The sequence below is a fragment of the Cobetia sp. genome (genome assembly GCF_983723665.1).
Genome location: NZ_CFDJES010000259.1, coordinates 1 through 2,248, shown reverse-complemented (window position 1 = coordinate 2,248; position 2,248 = coordinate 1). Strand labels below are relative to the sequence as shown.

General features: G+C 65.3%; 2 protein-coding genes. One reads left to right on the top strand and one right to left on the bottom strand.

Annotated features, from left to right (window positions below; genetic code table 11):
- Positions 1 to 378 (top strand): hypothetical protein (locus tag AC4FAH_RS14605; protein ID WP_490246320.1); only part of this gene is annotated, 378 nt, incomplete at its 5' end.
- A gap of 117 nt (positions 379 to 495) precedes the next feature.
- On the opposite strand, the gene AC4FAH_RS14600 is transcribed toward AC4FAH_RS14605, so the two are convergent.
- Positions 496 to 1,962, bottom strand: a complete 1,467-nt coding sequence (locus AC4FAH_RS14600) for an aminoacyl-histidine dipeptidase (protein ID WP_248379790.1) — start codon at positions 1,960 to 1,962, stop codon at positions 496 to 498.
- Positions 1,963 to 2,248: the final 286 nt, after the last annotated feature.

Sequence of the window (2,248 nt, the reverse complement as noted above, 5' to 3'; positions counted from 1 at the left end):
CTGCTGCCTTCCCTGCTGCTGGGACTGACGCTGATGCTCGCCACGCCGACGCTGGTCGCCGCGGATGATCGCCATCGCGCGCAGGGCCAGCACGGCGAGCGCCACAGCACCCCGCACAGTCGCCACGAGGCGATCAAGCGCCGCCATCTCAGGATGTTCGACGAACCGCGCGTGGAGCGCCATCACTCGCGTCAGCATTCTCGTCATGACATCCGTCGCCATGTCCCCAAGCGCCGCTACTATCAGCATGGGCGTCTTGAGCACGACCGCTACCGCCCGTACTACTACCAGAACCATGACTCCGGTCGGCATGGCATCCGCCGCTACCATAACGGCGTGAGCATCGGCATTCCGGCGATCCGCATCAATATCAACTGAGCTTGCTCACTCTCAGCAGGCCATGCCAGCGCCTGATGCCCAGAGATGACGACGCCCCCGCAGGCTGACCTGCGGGGGCGTCGTTCGTCTACGTGACGAGTCTTGCCTGAGAGTTGATCAAGCGGCCTTGGCAGGCTCGGCGAGTTCGGTGATCAGTCCCTTGAGCACCTGCCAGAATTCACCGACCGACTCGACCTCGACCCGCTCGCTGGGCGAGTGGGCACCGCGAATCAGCGGCCCGAAGGAGATCATCTCGAGCTGGGGATACTTGGCCCCCAGGATGCCGCACTCGAGTCCGGCATGGATGACCTTGATCTCCGGCGCACGGCCGGTGACGCTCTCGTGCAGGCTGCAGAAGCGCGCCAGCAGCTGCGCATCCGGCGCCGGCTGCCAGCCCGGATAGGCATTCTCGGCCACGGTGGTCGCGCCGATCAGCGCAAAGAGCCCACGAATGCGTTGCTCCATCATGGTCACGGCATCATCGCGCAGCGAACGCACCAGCGCGCAGAGATGGAAGCGCCCCTCGCGCAGCTGCACCACGCCGAGGTTGTTGGAGGTTTCCACCACGCCTTCCACCGCCGCGCTCATGCGCTCGACCCCGTAGGGCGCGGCATCCAGCACCGCGACCAGGCGCTGGGTGTCCTCGACGGACAGCGCGTTCTCGGCGTTGCCGCGGGTCACGCTGAGCGAGACATCCGGGTCCGTCTCGCGCAGCTCATCGCGAATCTGGGCCTCGAAGTCCGCGAGGCGCTGGCGCGCGGCGGCGACGCGCTCGTCATAGATCACCACGCCGACCGTGGCCTCACGCGGCAAGGCATTGCGCAGCGTACCGCCAGACCAGCTGACCAGACGCGGCTTGAACTCGGCCAGCGCGACCAGCGCGCGTGACATCAGGCGATTGGCATTGCCGCGCCCACGATGGATATCGAGCCCGGAATGGCCGCCGACCAGGCCGCCGATGGTCAGCTCCAGCTCCGCTTCGGCATCCTTCAGCGACGAGGTGGCAAACTCGTGGGCGACATTGATGTCCGCGCCACCGGCACAGCCGATATAGACCTGTCCGCGGTCTTCCGAATCCAGGTTGAGCAGGTAGCGCCCTTCCAGCCAGTTCTCGGCCAGATTCAGCGCGCCGCCCATCGAGGTTTCCTCCTCGAGGGTGAACAGCGCTTCCAGCGGACCGTGCACGAGGCTGTCGTCTTCGAGAACGGCCAGCGCCGCCGCGACGCCGAGACCGTTGTCGGCCCCCAGAGTGGTGCCGCGCGCCTTGAGCCAGCCGTCTTCCAGATAGGTGTCGAGGGAATCACGCGTGAAGTCGTGATCACTGTCGCTGGCCGCCTGGGCGACCATGTCGAGATGGCCCTGCAGCACGATGCCCGCTGCGCTCTCGTGGCCGGGGGTGGCGGGCTTGCGCAGACGCAGGTTGCCGAAAGCGTCGCGATCATGGGCGAGACCACGCGCTTCGGCCCAGTCGATCAGATAGGCCACCAGCGCGGCTTCATGCCCGGACGGGCGCGGGATATTGCACAGAGTGCGGAAATGACGCCAGAGGATGGCGGGGTCCAACGTATCGATATGCTCATTCATGGCGAAGATTCCTGTTCTTGTCATCAATGAGCATACGGAACAGCGGACGGGCGTGGCTAGTGGTTGTCGACACCTATCGATCAGCGACTTCGAATATGCAAGGATGACAATCACGATCCTGCTGACAGCTGCATGCCATTCCCCACCTTCATCGGAGCCTTTATGCCTCGTCGACTACTGCTGCTGACCGCCATCTCCGCCACTGCCGGCCTGCTGATGCTGAGTGGCTGCTCGCCGATTCCTGACATGCCCGGCCCGATCGGCATTCCGGGCCTCTGAGCCGCGA

What these genes read in the sequence shown, in the direction of transcription:
- AC4FAH_RS14600 (WP_248379790.1), bottom strand. Translation starts at nt 1,962, where the DNA reads ATGAATGAGCATATCGATACGTTGGACCCCGCCATCCTCTGGCGTCAT.